General features: G+C 59.2%; 9 protein-coding genes. 5 read left to right on the forward strand and 4 right to left on the reverse strand.

Going from position 1 to position 14,124, the window contains the following annotated elements:
- Nucleotides 1-235: 235 nt before the first annotated feature.
- The 5 genes from putP to IEQ42_RS06560 all read left to right on the forward strand — a co-directional run bounded on the left by putP (nucleotide 236) and on the right by IEQ42_RS06560 (nucleotide 6,559).
- Nucleotides 236-1,720 (forward strand): sodium/proline symporter PutP, encoded by a 1,485-nt coding sequence (gene putP, locus IEQ42_RS06540; protein WP_210702952.1) that lies wholly within the window; start codon nucleotides 236-238, stop codon nucleotides 1,718-1,720.
- Nucleotides 1,721-2,072: 352 nt separating this feature from the next.
- Nucleotides 2,073-4,088 (forward strand): type VI secretion system Vgr family protein, encoded by a 2,016-nt coding sequence (locus IEQ42_RS06545; protein ID WP_210702953.1) that lies wholly within the window; start codon nucleotides 2,073-2,075, stop codon nucleotides 4,086-4,088.
- On the forward strand, nucleotides 4,078-4,785 hold the full coding sequence (locus IEQ42_RS06550) for a DUF4123 domain-containing protein (protein ID WP_210702954.1): 708 nt from the start codon (nucleotides 4,078-4,080) through the stop codon (nucleotides 4,783-4,785). Before IEQ42_RS06545 ends, IEQ42_RS06550 begins: the two co-directional genes overlap by 11 nt.
- 332 nt (nucleotides 4,786-5,117) lie before the next feature.
- On the forward strand, nucleotides 5,118-5,435 hold the full coding sequence (locus IEQ42_RS06555) for a hypothetical protein (protein WP_210702955.1): 318 nt from the start codon (nucleotides 5,118-5,120) through the stop codon (nucleotides 5,433-5,435).
- Nucleotides 5,436-5,719: 284 nt separating this feature from the next.
- Complete coding sequence (locus tag IEQ42_RS06560) at nucleotides 5,720-6,559, forward strand: 23S rRNA (adenine(2030)-N(6))-methyltransferase RlmJ (protein WP_150593982.1); 840 nt, start codon at nucleotides 5,720-5,722, stop codon at nucleotides 6,557-6,559.
- A 127-nt stretch (nucleotides 6,560-6,686) separates the two neighbouring features.
- Here the strand turns inward: IEQ42_RS06560 and msrA are convergent, their stop codons facing one another.
- From msrA to aceF, 4 genes are all read right to left on the reverse strand, one after another.
- On the reverse strand, nucleotides 6,687-7,352 hold the full coding sequence (gene msrA / locus IEQ42_RS06565) for a peptide-methionine (S)-S-oxide reductase MsrA (RefSeq protein WP_210702956.1): 666 nt from the start codon (nucleotides 7,350-7,352) through the stop codon (nucleotides 6,687-6,689).
- A gap of 182 nt (nucleotides 7,353-7,534) precedes the next feature.
- Nucleotides 7,535-10,231: a putative bifunctional diguanylate cyclase/phosphodiesterase gene (locus IEQ42_RS06570; RefSeq protein ID WP_210702957.1), complete on the reverse strand. Its 2,697-nt coding sequence runs from the start codon at nucleotides 10,229-10,231 to the stop codon at nucleotides 7,535-7,537.
- Between the two features lie 254 nt (nucleotides 10,232-10,485).
- Complete coding sequence (locus IEQ42_RS06575) at nucleotides 10,486-11,880, reverse strand: alkaline phosphatase D family protein (protein WP_210702958.1); 1,395 nt, start codon at nucleotides 11,878-11,880, stop codon at nucleotides 10,486-10,488.
- 274 nt (nucleotides 11,881-12,154) lie between these two features.
- Entirely contained in the window at nucleotides 12,155-14,116 is a 1,962-nt protein-coding gene (gene aceF, locus IEQ42_RS06580; protein ID WP_210702959.1) for a dihydrolipoyllysine-residue acetyltransferase, read from the reverse strand.
- Nucleotides 14,117-14,124 lie beyond the last annotated feature (8 nt).

The raw sequence follows: 14,124 nt of genomic DNA on the forward strand, positions 1-14,124 counted from the left end.
TCGATAAATCCGACTAGGTGCAACTTATTCTCGCGAAACTGGTTGCACCTTATTTGATTTGTTGCATAGCATTCGCGCCCAAGGTGCAACCGGAATACCCGATGTACCCGGCTGATGGCTTTCCTGGGGAAACATCAGTCCTAAATGCGCGGGATCCGGATCGTCTGCCAAACGTCGTCGTTTGCGAGCGGTTCACCACCGCCGCTACATAAAAACAAAGCCAGGGCGTAACTCAATGAGCGTAAGTAATCCAACCCTGATCACATTCGTGATCTACATCGCAGTAATGGTGCTGATCGGTCTCATGGCCTATCGCTCCACCAACAACCTTTCTGACTACATTCTGGGCGGCCGTAGCCTGGGCAGCGTCGTGACCGCACTGTCTGCCGGTGCTTCCGACATGAGCGGCTGGTTGTTGATGGGCCTGCCGGGCGCCATCTATATGTCCGGTCTTTCCGAAAGCTGGATCGCTATCGGCCTGATCGTCGGTGCCTACCTGAACTGGCTGTTCGTTGCCGGCCGTCTGCGCGTGCAGACCGAGCACAACGGCGACGCACTGACCCTGCCTGATTACTTCGCCAGCCGTTTCGAAGACAAAAGCGGGCTGCTGCGGATTATCTCGGCCGTTGTGATTCTGGTGTTCTTCACCATTTACTGCGCTTCGGGCATCGTCGCTGGCGCCCGTCTGTTCGAAAGCACTTTCGGCATGAGCTACGAGACGGCGCTGTGGGCCGGTGCTGCGGCAACGATTGCCTACACCTTCGTCGGTGGTTTCCTCGCGGTGAGCTGGACTGACACCGTACAAGCCACGCTGATGATCTTCGCGCTGATCCTGACGCCGATTATCGTGCTGCTGGCCACTGGTGGCGTCGATACCACGTTCCTGGCGATCGAAGCACAAGATCCAAGCAACTTCGACATGCTCAAAGGCACGACCTTCATCGGCATCATCTCGCTGCTGGGCTGGGGTCTGGGCTACTTCGGCCAGCCGCACATCCTTGCGCGTTTCATGGCTGCGGATTCGGTCAAATCAATTGCCAAGGCGCGTCGCATCTCCATGGCCTGGATGATCCTGTGCCTGGGCGGTACCGTGGCCGTGGGCTTCTTCGGTATTGCTTACTTCTCGGCGCACCCGGAAGTAGCGGGTCCGGTGACCGAAAACAGCGAGCGTGTGTTCATCGAACTGGCCAAGCTGCTGTTCAACCCATGGGTTGCCGGGGTTCTGCTGTCGGCCATCCTCGCGGCTGTCATGAGCACCCTGAGCTGCCAGTTGCTGGTGTGCTCGAGCGCCCTGACCGAAGACTTCTACAAAGCGTTCATTCGCAAGACCGCTTCGCAGAAAGAGCTGGTATGGGTCGGTCGCGCCATGGTGTTGCTGGTTGCACTGGTTGCCATCGCACTGGCCGCTAACCCGAAAAACCAGGTTCTGGGTCTGGTCAGCTATGCCTGGGCCGGTTTCGGTGCAGCATTCGGTCCGGTTGTGTTGATCTCGGTAATCTGGAAAGGCATGACCCGTGACGGCGCACTGGCCGGTATTCTGGTCGGCGCGATCACCGTGGTCGCCTGGAAGCAGCTGGACGTGATGGGTCTGTACGAAATCATCCCGGGCTTCATCCTCGCCAGCCTGGTCATCTACATCGTCAGCAAGCTCGGTAAGCCGACGGCTGGCATGGTGCAGCGTTTCGAAGCGGCAGAAAAAGATTACAACCTGAACAAGTGATTGTTCTGAGCTGAGGCTCACTAAAACGGCCCGTCTCCCATAAGGAGGCGGGCCGTTTTTTTGTGCCTGTGATTTCTATAGAACACTGGAGAACCCTGTGGGAGCTGGCTTGCCAGCGATGGCGGCTTGTCAGTCACTGCATCTGTTAAATGTGCTGGCCCCTTCGCTGGCAAGCCAGTTCCCACAGGGTTCGGTGCAGGGTTCGAGGGATCTGTCTGTAGTTGGATGCGGCAATTTGAGTAGGGCATTTAGACGGTCAAAGTAGGGCAAATCTGATTTTTTCGTCACCCACCCAGCCTCCCTTGCCTCTCATGCAGAATCGCCCGCCCTTCATTCTGCAGAGAGACATCGGATGTTCGCGCCTGCCAATCAACCGCGTTTCACGTTGACCCTCGAAGGCGCCCCGCACGACCTCAAAGTCCTTGAGTTCACGGGCACGGAAGCCATCAGCCAACCCTTTCGCTTCGAGCTGGAGCTGGTCAGTGAGCGGCCGGACCTGGACCTCGAAAGCCTGCTGCACCGTCAGGCGTTTCTGAGCTTTGCTGCGGATGGTTCCGGTATTCACGGTCAGATCTATCAGGTCGGACAGGGCGACTCCGGGAAACGTCTTACGCGTTATCACCTGAGCCTTGTCCCGCGTCTGACGTACCTCGGGCACCGCATCAATCAGCGGATATTCCAGCACCAGAGCGTGCCGCAGATCGTTGCGCAGCTGCTCAAGGACCACGCGATCCTGCGCGACGCCTTCGAATTTCGCCTCGGCAGCGAATACCCGGTGCGCGAATATTGCGTGCAATACGCAGAGAGTGATCTCGCGTTTATCCAGCGCCTGTGCGCCGAAGTCGGCATTCACTACCATTTTCAGCACAGTCCCGAAGGCCACCTGTTGGTGTTCGGCGACGATCAAACGGTGTTCCCGCGACTGGCCGAGTCGACCCTTTATTTGCCGGGCACTGGCATGGCAGGCGGGGCGCCGGCGATTCAGCGCTTCAATGTTCGCGTAGAAACTCGTACCAGTGTGGTCACCCGGCGCGACTACAACTTCGAGAAGCCGCGCTTGCAACTGCAGAGTCGTATCGACGGCGAACAGAACCCCGTGCTGGAGGATTACCACTTTCCCGGTCAATTCAACGACCGTGAAACCGGCAAGCACCTCGCCCAGCGCGCACTTGAGCGACATGTCGCTGATTACCGACAGGCCGAAGGCATTAGCGATGAGTCCGCACTGGCTTGTGGACATTTCCTGCAACTGACCGGGCATCCGCGTCAGGATTGGAATGATCTGTGGCTGCTCACCGCCATCGAACACCGTGGTCGGCAGCCGCAAGTGCTGGAGGAATCGGTGACCAGCGATGGGGAAGAATTCCGTGGTTACCGTAATACCTTTTTCGCGACGCCGTGGGACGTGTTCTTTCGTCCAGCCTTGGGGCCCGAAAAGCCAAGGATGCTCGGCTATCAACCGGCCGTCGTCACCGGGCCGCAGGACAGCGAAATCCATTGCGACGAATACGGGCGGGTCAAGGTGCAACTGGCCTGGGATCGCGACGGCGAGTTCAACGAACACGCCAGTTGCTGGCTGCGAGTTGCCACTGGCTGGGCTCACGATCGTTACGGCAGCGTGTTGATTCCAAGGGTCGGCATGGAAGTGCTGGTCGGTTTCATCGATGCCGACGCGGATAAACCGCTGGTGATGGGGTGTCTGCCAAACGCAGCGACCCCGGTGCCACTGGATCTGCCAGCGGACAAGACCCGCAGCATCTTCCGCAGCCAGAGCAGCCCCGGCGGCGGTGGCTACAACGAACTGCGCATCGAGGATAAAAAAGGCGCCGAGGAAATTTACCTGCGCGCCCAGCGCAACTGGACCCAGCATGTGTTGAATGATCAACAAGTGCAGGTCGACAACCAGCGCAGCATCGTCGTCACCGGCATCGCCAGGCATGAGTTGAAGGCTGACGAACAACGCATCACCCATGGCCAACGCCAGACTGAAGTGAGGCAGGACGATCATCTGACCGTCGTTGGCGATCGGCATATCCGCGTGGGCAATCAGGCGACCAGCGCCAGTGCGCAATTCCACGTCAGCGCCGGCCAGCAAGTGGTGATTGACGGCGGCGCCAGCGCGACGATTCAGGCCGGTGGACAGTGGATCAACATCGGCTCCGGCGGAATTTTCAGCAGCGTGCCGATTGTGGTGGGTGGCGCGCCGATGGTAGCAATGAATGCGGCGCCGAGTGTGCCGGGGCTGCCGGAAAATTTGGTAGCGGCCCCGGCAGCGATGCTGACGGCCGCGCAGATCATGAGTTTCAAAGGTGACGCGCCATTCTGCGAAGAGTGTGAGCGCTGCAAGGAGGGTGTCTGTGCAGCCTGAATGTCTTGATCCGCACGCATGGCTAGCGCGTGAGCCGCTGAAACCGTCGGAGCAGTTGTTCGCGATTTTCAGTAATGCCAGCGCTGCCAAGCCGCCGATGCAGTTGGCGCCGAGCCCGGTTTGGGCGGACACGATCTACGCCGAGTGGGATGCGGTGATGCCCTTCGTGGGAATTGTCGCGGCGGACAGTGAGTTCCTGGATTGGGTGGCGACTACCGAGTCCCGCGACTGGGGGTGGTTGGCGGTTTCTTCGGCGAGCCTTGAAGTGGTGATCGAGCATTTTCGCAGCCTGACGCAAGTGTTGATGCCGGACGGGAAGGCTGTGTTTTTCCGTTTTTGGGATGGGCGGTTTCTGTTGCCGATCCTGCAGTCTGAAGAAGTGGAATCGGCGCAGCTGTTGCCGGTGGTCGCGCGCGGACTCATCAATGGTCAGCCTGTTGATATCGGGGGCAGGGCACAGGTTTCGGGGCTGATGTTTCCTTGGTGGACGGTGCCTGATTCGGTGTTGGCCTTGAATGGTGATGAGGTTCAGGTCAGCAATGCTGTGCAGTGGCTGAGTGAGCAACATCCTGCGTTGTACGAGGCATTTTCCGAGGCTGTTCTGCGCTGCAAGGTCAGGCAGTTTTTCCGGGTTGCAGTGTCGGAAGAATCGTCACAATCGGCGTTATTGGAGTTTTTGCTGGCAGAGTCGGTGTGAGATTTCCGGGCGAAGGCCTCGGACGTTTCCTTCGAGTTGCGGCGGTTTTCATGAACTGGTGGGCGGTGGGTTGCAGGGGTAGGCTTTTCGTTGTCACTGCGAGAGTGGTGACAGGGTGTAGGAACCCTAGATCCACCGTGCATCATCGCTGTCGTTTGATTGCGGCACTTAATTTGTGCCCGTAACATCGTTCGCGGCGGCTGTGCGCGGGACACGCTTCGGCGTGAGCTGAGTTGGTGGATCTTCAGTTTCCTACTCTCGCGTACGGCTGCCACCCAAACCTGTAGGAAGGATGGTGGTAGCTACAATTTATCCACCTAGGTTAATAAAAGATGCCAACACTAAAACCCGATCCACCCTACGAAAAAATCATCCCCCATCCTGACAACCGCTTCATGGCCCTGACCGGCAATTGCAGCGACATGCCCACCCTGTTCATCGACACCCACGTCCCCCTCGACATCCTCCTGGACGCCGCCAACCATCGCCTGCGCGCCGTGATCCAGGTCCTGGAAAACATGTGCATGCGCGGCTCGGTCGAATGCGACTCCGTCATCCTCAGCGACTTCGCCCTGCTCTGCGTGATTCCGCTGCGCGACGGCTGTGATGTGCTGGATGTCATCGGCGCGCGGTTGCGCGCAATGCCATAAAAGCAAGAGCCCCTCACCCTAACCCTCTCCCAGAGGGAGAGGGAACTGACCGAGTTGTATGGGTGATGTACGCCGACTTGCGACTCCTGCGGCGATCTACGATTGGCCAAGCCTGAGATCACGTTGATCTTTCAAGTCGATGTAACTCGCGAGATCGCCACCGTCAGTCCCCTCTCCCAGCGGGAGAGGGCTAGGGTGAGGGGAAGGCTTTTGCCCGCTCGGCTACCAACCCCTGACTTGCCGCCCGGTAAAAGGTAAACTTCGCGGCCTTCGCAGGAGCAATCATGAATTATCGTCACGCCTTCCATGCCGGCAATCACGCCGATGTGTTCAAACACCTGACCTTGACCCGCCTCATCGCCCTGATGTCGCGCAAGGAGCAGCCGTTTGCCTATCTCGACAGCCACGCCGGCATTGGTCTGTATGACTTGCAGGGCGATCAGGCCAACCGTACCGGCGAGTACCTGGAAGGCATTGCGCGCTTGTGGGATCAGCCGGATCTGCCGGCGCTGACCGCCGATTACATGAAAGTGCTGCACGAGATGAACCCGGATGGCCAGTTGCGCTACTACCCGGGTTCGCCGGAGCTGGCGCGGCGTCTGACCCGGCCGCAGGATCGGGTGATGCTCAACGAAAAGCACCCTGAAGACGGCGTGCTGCTCAAAGACAACATGGCCGGCGATCGTCGGGTGAAAGTGCATCTGGGCGAGGGCTGGCATGTTGCACGGGCGATGTTGCCGGTGCAGGAGAAGCGCGCGGTGATGTTGATTGATCCGCCGTTCGAGCAGCTCGATGAAATGCAGCGTTGTGCGGCGTCGATGAAAGAGGCCATTGGCCGGATGCGTCAAACCGTGGCGGCGATCTGGTACCCGGTGAAGGATCAGCGTGCCTTGCGCCGTTTCTATCAGGATCTGGCCGGCACTGGTGCGCCGAAATTGTTGCGCGTGGAGTTGTTGGTGCATCCATTGGATACGCCGAACAGCCTGAACGGCTCGGGAATGGCGATTGCCAATCCGCCGTGGGGGCTGGAGGAAGAGTTGCGAGAGCTGCTGCCGTGGTTGTCCAAAAAATTAGGCCAGACCCAGGGCGGCTGGCAGATGGATTGGTTGATTGCCGAGAGCTGATCAACGGCAGGATCAAAAGATCGCAGCCTGCGGCAGCTCCTACAGGGTTCGGTGAACGCTCACACATTTGTGGACGATCTCGATCCCTGTAGGAGCTGCCGAAGTCTGCGATCTTTTGCTTTAAGGCTTAGTTACCGGCCAGACTCGGTGGCATGCACACACCGGTGCCGCCAATCCCGCAGTAGCCTTCCGGGTTTTTCGCCAGGTATTGCTGGTGATAAGTTTCGGCAAAGTACACGGTCGGTGCCTGTTCGATCTCGGTGCTGATTTCACCCAGGCCCGCTTTCGACAGTTCAGCCTGATAGGTCGCCTTGCTCGCCAGCGCGGCATCCAGTTGCTCTGGCGAGGTCGCGTAGATCACCGAGCGGTACTGCGTGCCGATGTCGTTGCCCTGACGCATGCCCTGAGTCGGGTTATGCAGTTCCCAGAACATCGCCAGCAGTTCTTCGTAGCTGACTTGCGCCTTGTCATACACCACCAGCACCACTTCGGCATGGTCGGTCAGACCCGAGCAGACTTCTTCGTAAGTCGGGTTCGGCGTGAAGCCACCGGCATAACCAACCACCGTGCTGACCACGCCTTCGCGCTGCCAGAAGCGACGCTCGGCGCCCCAGAAGCAGCCCAGACCGAAGATTGCGAAATCGACGTCCTGGAAAAACGGGCCGAGCAGCGGGGTTTCTTCGAAGACGAAGTGCTTTTCAGGCAGGGTCATCGCGGTTTCGCGGCCGGGCAGAGCTTGTTCTTTAGTCGGGAGCACGTTTTTGTTCACCAGAATTTCCGAGCGCAGAACCATGATCGTTCCTCTCAGTCAGGATGGGATGTAAAAAAGTAGACCGCCAGTGTGCCCAATGATGCCCGATTTCGCACTATTCAATGTAGGAGCTGCCGAAGGCTGCGATCTTTTGATCTTGTCTTTAAAAAACAGGATCAAAAGATCGCAGCCTGCGGCAGCTCCTACATTAGGGAGCGGCGAGATCAGAGGCAGAGCGGGCCGCGCGGGTAGCGTTTGAGGGCCTGGATCAGTTCGGCGCCGGGGATCGGCCGGTCGAACAGGTAGCCTTGACCCACATCGCAACGATGGCGACGCAGGAACGCCAGTTGCTCGGCGGTCTCGATGCCTTCGGCCACGACCTTGAGTTTCAGGTTGTGGGCCATGGCGATCACCGCAGAGGTGATTTCCATGTCGTCCTGGTTGTCGGGGATTTCGTGGATAAAGCTGCGATCGATCTTGATGACGTCGATCGGGAATTTTTTCAGGTAGCTGAGCGACGAATAGCCGGTACCGAAGTCATCCATGGCCAGGGTCAGGCCCAGGCGCTTGAGTTGATCAAGTTGCAAGTGCGTGTCTTCGGTGGCTTCCAGCAGCAGGCCTTCGGTCAGTTCCAGCTCCAGCAGATTGGCCGGCAGCGCTTCTTCCTTGAGGATGTTGGCGATGGACGCGACCAGATCCGGATCGGAGAACTGCTTGGGCGACAGATTGATCGCCACTTGCAGATTGCCCAGACCGGCAGCGGTCAACGCTTTGCTCATGCGGCAGGCCTGACGGGCGATCCATTTGCCGATCGGAATGATCAGGCCGGTTTCTTCGGCGACGCTGATGAACTGATCCGGACGAATCATGCCGCGCTCCGGATGATTCCAGCGCAACAGCGCTTCCATTCCCAGCAAGCGACCACTGCGCAGGCAGAGCTTGGGCTGGTAGAACACGTCCAGCTCGTTCTGGGTCAGGGCGCGCCGCAGGTTGTTCTCGACGAACAGCTTGTAGCTGGCCTCGGCGTTCAGCGCTTCGGTGAAGACTTGCACCTGATGTTTACCGTTGGCTTTGGCCTTGTGCAGGGCCAAACCGGCGTTACGCATCAGGGTTTGCGGGTCGCGGCCGTGCAGGGGCGCGCAGGCAAGGCCCACGGAACCGGTGACGCTGATCAACTGGTTGTCGACGAACATCGGTTTGTCGAGGGTCATCAGCAACTGGCTGGCGATCTGCTGGCCGACCTCAAGGTCGGTGTCGTCGAGCAGCACTGCGAATTCGTTACTGGCGAACCGGGCGAGGCTGCCGCTCGAGCTCAGGCTGTTGCGCAACCGCCGGGCCAGACTGATCAGCAGTTTGTCGCCGGTCTGGTGGCCAAGGCTGTCGTTGATGCGCTTGAAGTTGTCGATGTCGACCAGCAGCAGGCTGATCGGAGTATCGGTATCGCGGGCGAAGCGTTCGTCGAGGTTGCGGATGAACGCCGGGCGGTTGCCGAGGTTGGTCAGGTTGTCGGTGTACGCCAGACGTTCGATGCGCTGCTGCGCCAGTTTGGTCTGGGTGATGTCTTCGTAGATGCCGATGTAATGGGTCAGCTCACGGTTGTCGCCGTAAACCTTGGAGATCGACAACTGCCCCCAGTACGGTTCGAGGTTTTTCCGGCGGCTCTTGAATTCGCCCTGCCAGCTGTTGCTCTTGGCCAGCGCCGAGGGCGCGTCGAACAGCAGCTCGCTGAGGTTTTCCAAGGCCGGCAGTTCCGACAGGCGCTGGCCGTGGACTTCCTCGGTGGTGTACTGGGTGATTGCGGTGAAGCTCGGGTTGACGTACTCGACCACGCCGTCGCAATTGACCAGCAAAAAGGCATTGGCGCTTTGCTCGACCGCACGCTGGAACAGGTGCAAGGCGCTGGTGGCGGTGCGCCGATTGTGGTTGTTGATGACTTGGGCGAACTGGTCGGCCAGTTCACCGGCAAAGGCGATTTCATCGGACTGCCAGGCACGGGTGACGCCGGTCTGCTCCAGACACAGCACGCCGACCACATGGCCGTCGACGCGGATGCTGGCGTCGAGCATGGCGTTGACGTCGCGCGGGCGAAGCGCTTCGGCCATCTCGCGGGTGCGCGGGTCACGCATGGCATTGTGGGCGTCGATGGCGCGGCTGCTGTGCAGGGCGTCCATGTAATCAGGGAAGCCGCTGATGTCGATTGCGTCCGGGAGAATGTATTCCTGGGTCGCGCGGTGGTAAGCCGAGATCGGCAGCAGTTGCTGGCCTTCAAGATTCCACAGGCTGGCGCAGTCGATTTCATAGATATCGCAGGCGCAGCGGGTGATCAGTTCGGCGGCTTCTTGCAGCGAGTTGTGCGTGCTGTAGCGCTGGCGGGCGAGCAGCAGAATCAGATCCTGCTGGGCACGTACCCGCTCCAGATGCTGCAGTTGTTCCTGCTGGGCGCGCTGGTTGAGTTCGAGGGCGATTTGCAGGCGCGAATTCTGGGTTTCTAGATCAACTGAAGGCAGCAGCGGCGTTTCATCGAATACGTTGTCGACTGCCAGCAAATAGCCGCGCAGCAAGTGCCGGTTGTGCTGCTTGTAGGCTTCGCCGAGTTCCAGGATGGACAGCACGCCGGCAGGGGTGTGTAGCGTGTAACGCACCAGATAATGCGGGCTGGCACTGAGTTGCAGCTGGATCGTGTCGTGCAACTGGTAGCGCGCTTCCGGCTCCATCAGGCTGGCGTAAGGCGAGCCGACCAGAGCACACAGCTCAACGGCCGGTTGACCGAATTGACGTTCGCAATTGGGATCAAGAAACAGCATTGCCCAGCTGGCTTCATTCAAGCGCTCGAAACGCAGCATGCCGAGCCGCGAGGGCACCGGCAATTGCGTCACTACCTCGGCCACCATACGGCTGGCGGCATCGGGTTGGCTCTTCATGGAGGGAAACTCGCTTGGAAATATGCTGAACGCGCTGGGCTCTCGCCCTCTTTACTGTTGCCTGCGGCAAGGTTGCATCATTGCGGCACTGACTGACAAGAGTGATGAAGGCCAAGTGCTATAAGAATGTGTCGGCCGCGCGGGGCATTTCTCCAGTGTCTGTCGGAAAAGAACGATTGATCGCAGCTTGCGACAGCTGCTCCAGGGACATTTGACCTTTGCAGGCGCTGCCCAAGGCTGCGATCTTTCAAGGCCTAACGCAGTTTTATGGCAATCGACTGTAGCTGCTTGCCATCGCGGTCATGGTAATTGACCAGAATCTGATCGGCTTCGACCACCACGTGGGCAAAGTTGTCTTCACTGACCACCGTGCTGGTCAGTTCATGCCGGTAGTCCCCCGTGGCTGTACGCACCAGCGGTTGATCGAGCATAAAAGTCGAGGCTTTGGCGTACGGAAGCAATTTGCTGTTGCACAGTGGCGAGGAAACGACGGTGTGAACTTCAAAGTCCGGATCTTCGCTGTGGGTCAGACGCGCAGTCAGCGAGCCGTGCACGTCGCCCGAGACGAACACCACGTTTTTGATCCGCCGGGTGCGAATGGTTTCCAGAAGGCGCAGGCGCTGTTCCGGGAAGGCTTGCCACGCATCGTCGCCAAGTCGTTTGCGATCCGGGTAGAACATCACGCTGGTCACTACGAACTTCACCCGCGCCGGACTGTTGATCAGCCACTCCAGCAGCGCATGTTCTTGAGCCTCATCAAGGATGCGTCGATCATCGGGCGACAAGTTGCGTCGGGTCCGGCTGTCGGTCACGAACCATTCGATATCACCGTCGCTGAACTGATACCAGTAATGCTCAAGTAAAGAGCGATTAATCTGGCCGTTAGTTGTCAGCGGATGCACCGGGCTGTGACTGGCTTGATACAACTCATAGGCCGCCATGGCATTGCGATATAACGCGCCGTCGGACTTGCTCGCATTGGCCGGCCAGTTATCTTCTATTTCATGGTCGTCGAGAATCATGTAAGTCGAAGTGCTGGACATTAATCGCTTTATATTGCGTTGCGAGAAAGCCGCGCGGTATTTGCTGAGTATGTCCTTGTATTCGCGATCCGGTGCCAGCAGGTTCATGTCGTCGACATAAATTTGATCGCCGGTCATTAGCGTGGCGCTGATCGGGGGTTGTGCGCCTTCGATCAATTGGTTGATGGACGCGAAGATCCGGTCGCCCAACTGGGGCAAGGCAGCAATGCCGGCGGTCATGCGCAAGTAGCGGCAGGAGCCGACAATGTAGGCCCTGGCGTGCATTGCTGTTGATCGGGTGCGCAGACGGTAGATCTCCCGAGGCCACTGCAGGGGCAGTTCTGCCACCGAGTCCTGGGTATGAACCGGATTCATCGGGCTGAACCAGCCTGCTTGAAATTCGTATTCCGTATCGCTGCTCAAGTTGTTGAGTGCGAACACTTCCGACATATCTCGCAGATCGCTCAATTTGGCGAAAATACCGTTAGACCATTGTTGTGTGTCGGCGATGCGATAACGTATCCCGGCAAACACGGTAGCGTTGTCCTGGCGGTCGCCGCGGATAAATATGCGCGCATGATTAGTTGTTACATGGCCGATAATCGGACCGATAGTTGGTTTTAGCATCTCGAATCCATTCGAATGAATTGCTGAACAAGTTTTAGTGTCAAGTTTGTTTAATGAACTTGCTGTGCCAAGGTTAGTTGTTAGTTGGATGAATAAGTCGGCGTAAAGTTGACTGGAGTCGTGGCCGATGTCAGCGCAACTTGTAGGAAAAACACGAAGCCTGGTTTATTTCAGGCAAAAAAAGCCCCGCCAATTGGCGGGGTTGAGGTACGAGCGTGTGGCGCTCGAAAACGTGGTGCACAAGCGGCCCTCCGTCGCCGGAGGGCTGCCTGGATTACAGCAGGATGGTGCGGATGTCCGCCAGCAGGCTGCCCAGACGCTGGGTGAAGCGTGCGGCAGCGGCGCCGTTGATCACACGGTGATCGTAGGACAGCGACAGCGGCAGCATCAGTTTCGGCTGGAAGGCTTTGCCGTCCCAGACGGGCTGGATGGTTGCCTTGGAAACACCGAGGATCGCCACTTCCGGCGCGTTGACGATCGGCGTGAAGCCGGTGCCGCCAATGTGGCCGAGGCTGGAAATGGTGAAGCAGGCGCCTTGCATGTCGTCAGCGGTAAGCTTCTTGTCGCGGGCTTTGGCGGCCAGCGCAGCGGCTTCGGCTGCCAGTTGCAACAGACTCTTCTGGTCGACGTTCTTGATGACCGGTACCAGCAGGCCATCCGGGGTGTCGACGGCGAAGCCGATGTTCACGTACTTCTTGCGGATGATCGCCTTGCCGCTTGGTGCCAGCGAACTGTTGAAGTCCGGCAGCTCCTTGAGCATGTGCGCGCAGGACTTGAGCAGCAGCGGCAGGATGGTCAGCTTGACGCCGGCCTTCTCTGCAACGGCTTTCTGTGCGACGCGGAACGCTTCCAGCTCAGTGATATCAGCCGAATCGAACTGAGTCACGTGCGGGATGTTCAGCCAGCTGCGGTGCAGGCTCGACGCGCCGATTTGCATCAGGCGAGTCATCGGCACTTCTTCGATTTCGCCGAAACGGCTGAAGTCGACGACCGGAATCGGCGGGATGCCCGCACCACCGGTAGCGCCAGCAGCAGCGGCCGGTGCTTCCTTGGCCTTCTGCATCATCGCTTTGACGTAAACCTGCACGTCTTCTTTCAGAATACGACCGTGCGGACCGCTGGCGCCGACTGCGTTCAGTTCAACGCCGAATTCGCGGGCCAGTTGACGCACGGCAGGGCCGGCGTGAACTTTCGCGCCCGGCTTGGCCGGGGCGGCGGCTGGTGCGGTAGCAGCAGGTGCAGGTGCAGCGGCAGCCGGGGCAGCAGCGGCAGGTGCCGGAGCACTTGCAGCGGCAGCTGGAGCCGGGGCAGCAGAAGGGGCCGCGCCTTTGACTTTCAGCTTCAGAATCAGGTCGCCGGTGCCGACTTCGTCATCCAGCTTGATGGAAACGCTTTCGACCACGCCAGCGGCAGGCGACGGGATTTCCATGCTCGCCTTGTCGGATTCCAGAGTGATCAGCGATTGATCAGCTTCGACGGTGTCGCCAGCCTTGACCAACACTTCGATGATCTTGGCCTTGCCGGCCGAACCGATGTCCGGAACGTGGATGTCCTGAACGCTGTCGGCCACCGGTGCAGCTGGCGCGGCTGCCGGGGCAGGCGCAGCAGCGGCAGGCGCAGCAGCCTGAGCCGGAGCGGCAGCAGCAGGGGCCGCAGCACCCGCCACTTCCAGATCCAGAATCAGGTCGCCAGTACCCACTTCGTCGTTGAGCTTGACGCTGATGGCCTTGACCACGCCAGCGGCAGGCGACGGGATTTCCATGCTCGCCTTGTCGGATTCAAGGGTGATCAGCGATTGATCAGCTTCGACGGTGTCGCCGACCTTGACCTGGATCTCGATGATCTGCGCCTTGCCCGACGAACCGATGTCCGGCACGTGCACTTGCTGAACCGAAGCGGCAGCAGGGGCAGCGGCTGGCGCGGCAGCATCAGGAGCGGCAGCCGGTTTGGCTTCAGCTTTTACAGCAGGCGCCGCGGCAGGCGCAGGGGCCGCTTCAGCGGCGCCCTCGACTTCCAGCTCCAGCAGTTCGTCGCCTTCTTTCAGACGGTCGCCCAGCTTCACTTTCAGGCTCTTGATGACGCCGGCTTTCGGGGCCGGCACTTCCATGCTGGCCTTGTCCGATTCCAGGGTCAGGATGCTCTGGTCGGCTTCGATACGGTCGCCGACCTTCACAAACAGTTCAATTACTTCACCTTCACCGCTGCCGATGTCAGGTACGCGAATGAGTTCGCTCACAAAATGTC

The organism is Pseudomonas iridis (genome assembly GCF_017980685.1).
GTDB classification, from domain to species: Bacteria; Pseudomonadota; Gammaproteobacteria; order Pseudomonadales; family Pseudomonadaceae; genus Aquipseudomonas; species Aquipseudomonas iridis.

Bases quoted from the DNA above. Each gene is read 5' to 3' on its own strand.
- IEQ42_RS06570 (WP_210702957.1), bottom strand. From the start codon at position 10,231: ATGAAGAGCCAACCCGATGCCGCCAGCCGTATGGTGGCCGAGGTAGTG.
- IEQ42_RS06555 (WP_210702955.1), top strand. From the start codon at position 5,118: ATGCCAACACTAAAACCCGATCCACCCTACGAAAAAATCATCCCCCAT.
- putP (WP_210702952.1), top strand. From the start codon at position 236: ATGAGCGTAAGTAATCCAACCCTGATCACATTCGTGATCTACATCGCA.
- IEQ42_RS06560 (WP_150593982.1), top strand. From the start codon at position 5,720: ATGAATTATCGTCACGCCTTCCATGCCGGCAATCACGCCGATGTGTTC.
- IEQ42_RS06575 (WP_210702958.1), bottom strand. From the start codon at position 11,880: ATGCTAAAACCAACTATCGGTCCGATTATCGGCCATGTAACAACTAAT.
- msrA (WP_210702956.1), bottom strand. From the start codon at position 7,352: ATGGTTCTGCGCTCGGAAATTCTGGTGAACAAAAACGTGCTCCCGACT.
- IEQ42_RS06545 (WP_210702953.1), top strand. From the start codon at position 2,073: ATGTTCGCGCCTGCCAATCAACCGCGTTTCACGTTGACCCTCGAAGGC.